A 6221-nucleotide genomic window follows, 5' to 3' on the forward strand; every position below is an offset into this window, starting at 1 on the left:
TCCCTACGCTGCTCGGGGCGCGGAGGTAGCGCCTGGCCCGGAGCCGCCCCGCCCCGATGGCGCTGCGGCGGCGAGTGCGGCTCGGGGCGCGGCGCTCATGCGACCCGCTCCCGGAGCGGGGCGAGCTCGCCGCGGAGGCGGGCGACTGCCCGGGATCGGATCTGCGACACGCGCGACTCCGTCAGCTTCAGGACGGCGGCGATCTCGTGCAGCTTCAGATCCTCGTAGTAGTACAGGGTGAGGACGATCCGCTCCTGCTCCTTCAGACGGAGGACGGCGTCACGGAGGATCTCCGCCTCTTCGGCCAGGTTCAGCCGGCCCTCGATGTCGTGGTGCGTCTCGCCGGCGAGGAAGTCTGCCGGGGCGAGCCCGCGTCCGATGCGGTCTTCGCCGACGCGGTCGTCCAGGGGCACATGCGCGGTCCCCTCCACGTCGCCGCTCCAGCGCCAGAAGGTCTCCACGTCCAGCCCCAGGTGCTCCGCGACCTCCCGGTCCTCGGGCGCCCGCTCCAGGACCCGCATCAGCGACTCGCGCGCGGCGGTGATCTCGCGCGTCTTCCGGCGCACGGAGCGCGGGACGTGGTCCTGCCGCCGCAGCTCGTCCAGGATCGCCCCCCGGATCCGCGGCGCGGCGAAGGTGCTGAACGCCAGCCCGCGCGAAGCGTCGAAGTTGTCCAGGGCGTTCATCAGCCCCATGGATCCCGCGCTCACCAGCTCGTCGAAGTCCGCCTCCACCGTCAGCGTGCGGGATACCTTGCGCGCGACGTGGTGCACCAGCCCGAGGTGCTCCGTCAGCAGCCGCTCGCGCGCGATGGGGCATCCGCTCTCGCGAACGCTCCAGGGCGCCGTCGTCGTGTCCATGTCCAGCTCTCCGTGGGGAAGGCGTTCCGATCTCTGCGCCCGAGGGGCCGGGTGGGCGCCGTCGTTCCAGCCCTCTGAAGGAGCAGACTGCGTACCGTTCCGGACACGCTTCGCCGATCCTCGCCCGCGCTTCCGCAATCCCTTTCTTCCGTGCTATTTACGGGAGATTCGCCCTCGTTCCCGGGACCTCCACTCCGCTGGGAAAAAGGCGCTGGGCGGCAGGTTTTTCCGAGCGGAGGGAGGTGCGTTTTTCCGGGCAGGCTCCTCCCCGGCCGGTTTCCCGGACGCGGAAAGGGGCACGCCCCGCACCGTGCGGACGTGCCCCTTTCCTTCCCTGGGCGCGTGGGTGATGGATCATCACCGCGGAGGTGCGCCTCGTGGAGATCCGCCGGATTAGGAGAAGGGAGCCACTCCCGCTAGATTACAGAGCGCCACAGTTCCATCCTGCTCAGCGGCGCGCATTTACCCGAACCGGGAGTGGCATCGATGAGCTGGTTACCCAACAACAGCAGCCGACGCATTCACGCGGCAGACCTGCACGTCGATTCCGCCCTGCATCCCGAGTGGGTCAGCGGCGGTGAGCGCAGCCCCGCCGTGGGGGAGCAGGTCTACTGCACCAGCGGAGAGGCGGAGGTCGTGCGCCTGCTCGGCAAGACCGGCGACGGAAGCCGCCTCCTGGAGCTGAAGCTCCCGCAGGCTGCGGCCAAGCCGTTCTTCGCGGCGGCTTCCAACGTGCTGGTCGCGCCCATCGGCATTTCCGAGGCTGCTCCCCGGCTCGCCTGACGAAAGCGGGCAGGCGACGGGGGAACCGATCCGGGCGGCAACTCCGGCTGGATCGCCACTCCTCCTCCCCAGGAGCCCATGGCCCGCAGACCCGAACGCTTCGCCCTTCTCGGTGCCCTCGTAGGCACGGTTGTCGCCGCGGCCGAGGGATACGCCGCACTCGGCTGCACGACGCTGCCCCACGTTGTCATCGCAGTCAGCGGTGCATTCGGCGCGGGTGCCTCCCTCACGCTGGCCGTGGCCCAGCGCAGGATTGCCGCGGAGCGGAGCACGTCCGCCTGAGCCGCCCCGCGGCGCAGTGGTGCACCGGGCGCAGAACGCCGCCGCGGGTGAGTGACGCTCCGGCGGTTCGGAACGTCGTGCCTTCGGGTCCCTGCTTCCCTTCCGCAGAGGTGCACATGTCCATTCGCCACGCTCTCCTGACGGGGCTTCTTCTCGCCTCCGTCCCGGCGTGCGCCGGAAAGAGCACGCCGGAGGCCATGCCGCGTGGGTCGCTCGCAAATGCGCCCTGCGATCCGAGGCTCGTCGCCAGCGTGCTCAACACCGACGAGCCGCTCACGCGGGAGGAGCGCAGCTACCTGCAGCGCTGCGGCGTAAGGTTCGCTTCGACGACGGTGGGGACGCCCGAGAACTGACGCCAGCACTGGCGGCGTCCTGCGCCGGGCGACGAGCCTGAGCCGCTGGGGCGGGTAGACTGGGCGGCATCGTTCTGGCCGTGCCGCAGGCCATGAGCCGAGACACCCACCCCCGCCTGCACAGCCGCTGGCACCGCACCCGGAGCGGGCTCATGCACGCCCGGGCCTCCACCTCCGCGTCCGCGGCGGATGCGCCCACGGTGGTCCTGGTCCACGGGCTGGTCATCTCCAGCCTGTACATGGTGCCCACGGCGGTGCGCCTCGCCCCGCACTTCCCCGTCTTCGCGCCGGACCTGCCGGGCATCGGGCTGAGCGAGAAGCCGGGGGCGCGTGCTGCGCATCCCCGAGCTGGCGGATGCCCTGGCCGACTGGCTGGACGCGCTCGGCCAGGGGCCCGTGGTGCTGGTCGGCAACTCGCCGGGTTGCCAGGTCATCGCCGACCTGGCGCTCCGCCGGCGCACGTCCGTTCGCGCGGCCGTGCTCGCGGGGCCGACGATGGACCCGCATGCGCGCACCGCTCCCCGGCAGATCGGCCGCTGGCTGTTAGACTGGACGCTGGAGCCCTCCTCCCCCGCGGCCGCCTGCATGTGATTCCCGGGGGGCCGCACGTGGTCAACTACACCGCCGCGGACGCGTTCGCCCGGGTGGTGCGGGACTTCGTCCGGGACGTCTGCGCGCTCCGCCGGCTGACGGGTCCGCCGGCCGCCGAAGACCCGCCGGGCCGCTCCGGGGTATCCACCCCCGTACGCGCTTCCTCATCGCAACTCTCGGTGCTTCATGACCTGGTTCTGGATCCTGTCGGGTGCCCTCGCCGGGCTTGCCGGCCTGCGCTACGTGGGACGGATCCGCGCCATGCGCGCATCGTCCGGCGTGCCCAGGGTGGACGACGACGCCCTCCGCCGGATCCTGGCGGAGGGGACGCTCGCGGCGGAGGACGGCGACGAGCCGCTGGACCTGGAGGAGGCCGCCCGCGCCGAAGAAGAGTTCTGGTCCGAGTCCTGGGACGAGCCCGAAGAATATTCCCGCTAGCATGGGGAGCCGAGCGCCGACACGCGCGTCACCCCCGGCCGTAGTGGTCGCCAGTGCGGTCATTGTATCCACTGCGGCAGGGAGCGGACGATGCCCTTCGACTTCGAGGTGGAGGACGGGCTCAACTTCGGCGACTGGCTTCACCGGGAGATCCACGCGAACGCGTTGGTCGAGTCCCACGGCTGGGCCGCGGAGCAGGTGCGGCGCGTGTCGGCCCGCCTCCAGGCCGGCCGGCCGGAGTCGGAGCGGCTCATCGTGGAGGTGCCCTGGCTTCGGGAGGCGAACGCGTTCACCGCTCCGGGACGCTACGTCTACTTTTCCCGACGGCTGCTGGAGCGCTGTCCGCGGGAGGAGGCTGTCGCGTTCGTGATCGCCCACGAGATCGCGCACCACGACCTGGGCCACCTGGACCTCTTCTCCGGGTGGGCGGGCCGGCTCTCCCGGCTGGCCGGCGCCCGTCTCATGGCGCTTCCCTTCCAGGCCCTCGAGCGCCGGCTCTACGGCTCGGAGCGGGAGTGCGCCGCGGACCGGCACGGGCTCGCGCTGTGCATCGCGGCCGGGTACCATCCCATGCGCTGCCTGGGCCTCTACGACGTCCTGGAGCACTTCGCGCTGGATGCGAAGGACTTCGAAATGGTCTACGGGCTCGACCCGGAGTCGGACGAAGAGCTGTCGGGCGAGGCGCCGTGGACGACCCGAGCCCGCATCTGGGCGTGGCAAAGGTCGCGCGGATACCTGCCCATCCAGGACCGCAAGGCCGCGCTGGTCCGGTGGCTGGAAGCGAATGCCGGCTTCCGCGGCTCTCCCGCCGGCTGAGATCGCTCGGGCGCGGGCGGCGCCCGGCGAGTCTCCCCTGGAGGACAGCTCCGCACCGCCGGGGGGACGGTCCCAGGCCTCCCCCCGCGCCGCCCCGGCGCCTTCCGCACCTGCAACACACGGCGGGGCCTCCACTTGCCTCCGCACGCACCTGGCCGGTGGAGCGGGAATGCGGGTTGCCCCTCGCACGTGGACATCCGAGTGGTTCGCACCGGACTCACACCAGCCGCGAGGTGGACGATGGCCATGGCAACGAGCGCCCGTCGGGGAGGTCAGCAGTCGGACATCAACATGACGCCGATGATCGACGTCCTGCTGGTCCTCCTCATCATCTTCATGGTCGTCCAGCAGGAGCTCCAGAGGGGGATCGCGGTGCAGATCCCTCCGGCGGTGCCGTCCAACGTCACGCAGCCGCCGGAGCAGCTGGTGCTCTCGATCCGCCCCGGCCCCGAGTACGCGCTGAACTCGCAGCCCCTCGCCCCCGCCCGGCTGACGGAGGAGCTGCACGCGATTTTCGCGATCCGCCCGCGCAAGGTGCTCTTCGTGCAGGCGGAAGAGAGCCTTCGGTACGGCGAGGTGGTCCACGCACTGGACGCGTCCCGTGCCGCCGGCGTCGAAGTCATCGGCCTTGCTCCCCGTCCGGGACAGCCGGGTCTCTGAGCCGCGCCCGGCCGGGCATCCGCGTTCCGGGTGAGGCGACCGTCCCACCCGGAGCGCGTCCGCGGTTGTGTTTCTCACCTCCCGCCCGCAGATTCCCCGGACCTCCACCCCGGTCTCGCCGGGCTCCCCCCCCGCTCCTTTCCAGGATCCACGCATGCGGCGCACCCTCCTTGCCCTCGCCCTCGCACTCGTCCTCTCCGTCCCCGCGGCGGCGCAGAACACCACCCCTTCGCCGGCCCGGATGAAGGCCGCCGCAGAGCTCCTCGAAGCGATGAACGTGGAGGCGATCCTCCGCGAGACGGCGGACGCCACCCTGCAGACCCAGATCCAGCAGCAGCCCGTGCTGGCCGCGTACGAGGACATCATGCGCGACTTCATGGCGAGGGCCATGAAGTGGGAGGACCTCCGCGCGGACTACACCCGTCTCTATGCGGACGTCTACACGGAGGACGAGCTCCGGCAGCTGCGCACCTTCTACCAGACGCCGCTGGGGCGGCGGCTCCTGGCCACGCAGCCCCGCGTGGCCGCCCTGAGCATGGAGATCACCAACCGTCGCCTGGAGAAGTTCCTGCCGGAGATGCAGAAGCAGATCATGGAGCGCATGATGGCGGAATCCGACACCCCGAAGCCGGAACGGTAGTCACGCCGGGGCACCGGGGCGGGGTGCCGTGGGCCGGTGATCGCCGGCGCCCCGCCCGCGGGCTCATCGAGAGGTACGAGGCTCCCCGCCGGACGCAGCCGTGCCCGGGAAGCGCCGCGCCACGGTCATGTGGTATACCGGCTGGCGGTTCTCCATCATGACGTGGAGCGCGCCCTCGTCCCGCATCGCCGCGATGGCGCGGCCCAGCTCGGCCTGCAGCACGCGGGAGTGCTCCTTCCCCACCTCCTCCAGCATCTCCACCTCCGCCTCCCGCAGCGCCGGCGGCCGGGAAGCCCCCGCGGGCGCCTCCGCGGGGACGGCGAAGCGCTCGTGCGACACGTCGGCCGTGGTGCCGAACTCGTGGGCGCTGGTCGTCCACGCCGCGTACGAGTTGGTCTTCCGCAGCTCCGCCTGCGTTTCCGCCGTCCGCAGCGCCGAGGTCACCTTCATGCGATAGCGCGGCAGCCCCAGGCTGTCCAGCCGCGCGTGGAAGCGGTGGCCCAGCTCCTCCAGCATCGCGCGGGCGTCCGGGGTGACGTACGGCACCGAGTGATCCATCTCCCGCAGCACCCAGTAGGCGGTGCTGTCCCCCAGCGCCACCAGCCTTCCCTCCCGCCGCAGCCGCTCGATCTCCGCCTCGCTCCCCGCGCGCACTCCCAGGCTCCGCGCCGTGGCGACCTGCTCGGCGTTCACGTCCTGGCGCAGCTCCGCCACCTCCCGGGCGCTCAGCGGGGACGCCCGCCCGAACGCGGCGCGCACCGAGTCCCCCGCGGCGGCGACCCGGGCCCGCGCCGCGGC

The 6221-nt window shown here is 71.8% G+C and carries 9 protein-coding genes; 7 read left to right on the forward strand and 2 right to left on the reverse strand.

Annotated elements, in window-relative coordinates; all coding sequences use genetic code 11:
- Window positions 1-95: 95 nt before the first annotated feature.
- A complete protein-coding gene (locus tag VGR37_21075) occupies window positions 96-860 on the reverse strand; it encodes a FliA/WhiG family RNA polymerase sigma factor (GenBank protein ID HEV2149904.1) in 765 nt (254 codons plus the stop codon).
- Between the two features lie 486 nt (window positions 861-1346).
- Between VGR37_21075 and VGR37_21080 the strand changes: the two genes are divergently transcribed.
- The 7 genes from VGR37_21080 to VGR37_21110 all read left to right on the forward strand — a co-directional run bounded on the left by VGR37_21080 (window position 1347) and on the right by VGR37_21110 (window position 5423).
- Complete coding sequence (locus VGR37_21080) at window positions 1347-1643, forward strand: hypothetical protein (GenBank protein HEV2149905.1); 297 nt, start codon at window positions 1347-1349, stop codon at window positions 1641-1643.
- 398 nt (window positions 1644-2041) lie between these two features.
- Complete coding sequence (locus tag VGR37_21085; GenBank protein ID HEV2149906.1) at window positions 2042-2278, forward strand: hypothetical protein; 237 nt, start codon at window positions 2042-2044, stop codon at window positions 2276-2278.
- A gap of 330 nt (window positions 2279-2608) precedes the next feature.
- Window positions 2609-2869, forward strand: a complete 261-nt coding sequence (locus VGR37_21090; GenBank protein HEV2149907.1) for an alpha/beta fold hydrolase — start codon at window positions 2609-2611, stop codon at window positions 2867-2869.
- 186 nt (window positions 2870-3055) lie between these two features.
- On the forward strand, window positions 3056-3307 hold the full coding sequence (locus VGR37_21095; GenBank protein ID HEV2149908.1) for a hypothetical protein: 252 nt from the start codon (window positions 3056-3058) through the stop codon (window positions 3305-3307).
- Window positions 3308-3397: 90 nt separating this feature from the next.
- Entirely contained in the window at window positions 3398-4123 is a 726-nt protein-coding gene (locus VGR37_21100; GenBank protein ID HEV2149909.1) for a M48 family metalloprotease, read from the forward strand.
- A 246-nt stretch (window positions 4124-4369) separates the two neighbouring features.
- On the forward strand, window positions 4370-4783 hold the full coding sequence (locus tag VGR37_21105) for a biopolymer transporter ExbD (GenBank protein HEV2149910.1): 414 nt from the start codon (window positions 4370-4372) through the stop codon (window positions 4781-4783).
- Window positions 4784-4937: 154 nt separating this feature from the next.
- On the forward strand, window positions 4938-5423 hold the full coding sequence (locus VGR37_21110) for a DUF2059 domain-containing protein (protein HEV2149911.1): 486 nt from the start codon (window positions 4938-4940) through the stop codon (window positions 5421-5423).
- A 63-nt stretch (window positions 5424-5486) separates the two neighbouring features.
- On the opposite strand, the gene VGR37_21115 is transcribed toward VGR37_21110, so the two are convergent.
- Window positions 5487-6221: DUF5715 family protein (locus VGR37_21115; GenBank protein ID HEV2149912.1), on the reverse strand; the 735-nt coding region annotated here is incomplete at its 5' end.

The organism is Longimicrobiaceae bacterium (genome assembly GCA_035936415.1).
In the GTDB taxonomy this organism is placed as follows: domain Bacteria; phylum Gemmatimonadota; class Gemmatimonadetes; order Longimicrobiales; family Longimicrobiaceae; genus JAFAYN01.

Excerpts from the sequence above, each read along its gene's own strand:
- VGR37_21095 (HEV2149908.1), top strand. The coding sequence starts at position 3,056 with ATGACCTGGTTCTGGATCCTGTCGGGTGCCCTCGCCGGGCTTGCCGGC.
- VGR37_21080 (HEV2149905.1), top strand. The coding sequence starts at position 1,347 with ATGAGCTGGTTACCCAACAACAGCAGCCGACGCATTCACGCGGCAGAC.
- VGR37_21075 (HEV2149904.1), bottom strand. The coding sequence starts at position 860 with ATGGACACGACGACGGCGCCCTGGAGCGTTCGCGAGAGCGGATGCCCC.
- VGR37_21105 (HEV2149910.1), top strand. The coding sequence starts at position 4,370 with ATGGCAACGAGCGCCCGTCGGGGAGGTCAGCAGTCGGACATCAACATG.
- VGR37_21100 (HEV2149909.1), top strand. The coding sequence starts at position 3,398 with ATGCCCTTCGACTTCGAGGTGGAGGACGGGCTCAACTTCGGCGACTGG.
- VGR37_21110 (HEV2149911.1), top strand. The coding sequence starts at position 4,938 with ATGCGGCGCACCCTCCTTGCCCTCGCCCTCGCACTCGTCCTCTCCGTC.
- VGR37_21085 (HEV2149906.1), top strand. The coding sequence starts at position 2,042 with ATGTCCATTCGCCACGCTCTCCTGACGGGGCTTCTTCTCGCCTCCGTC.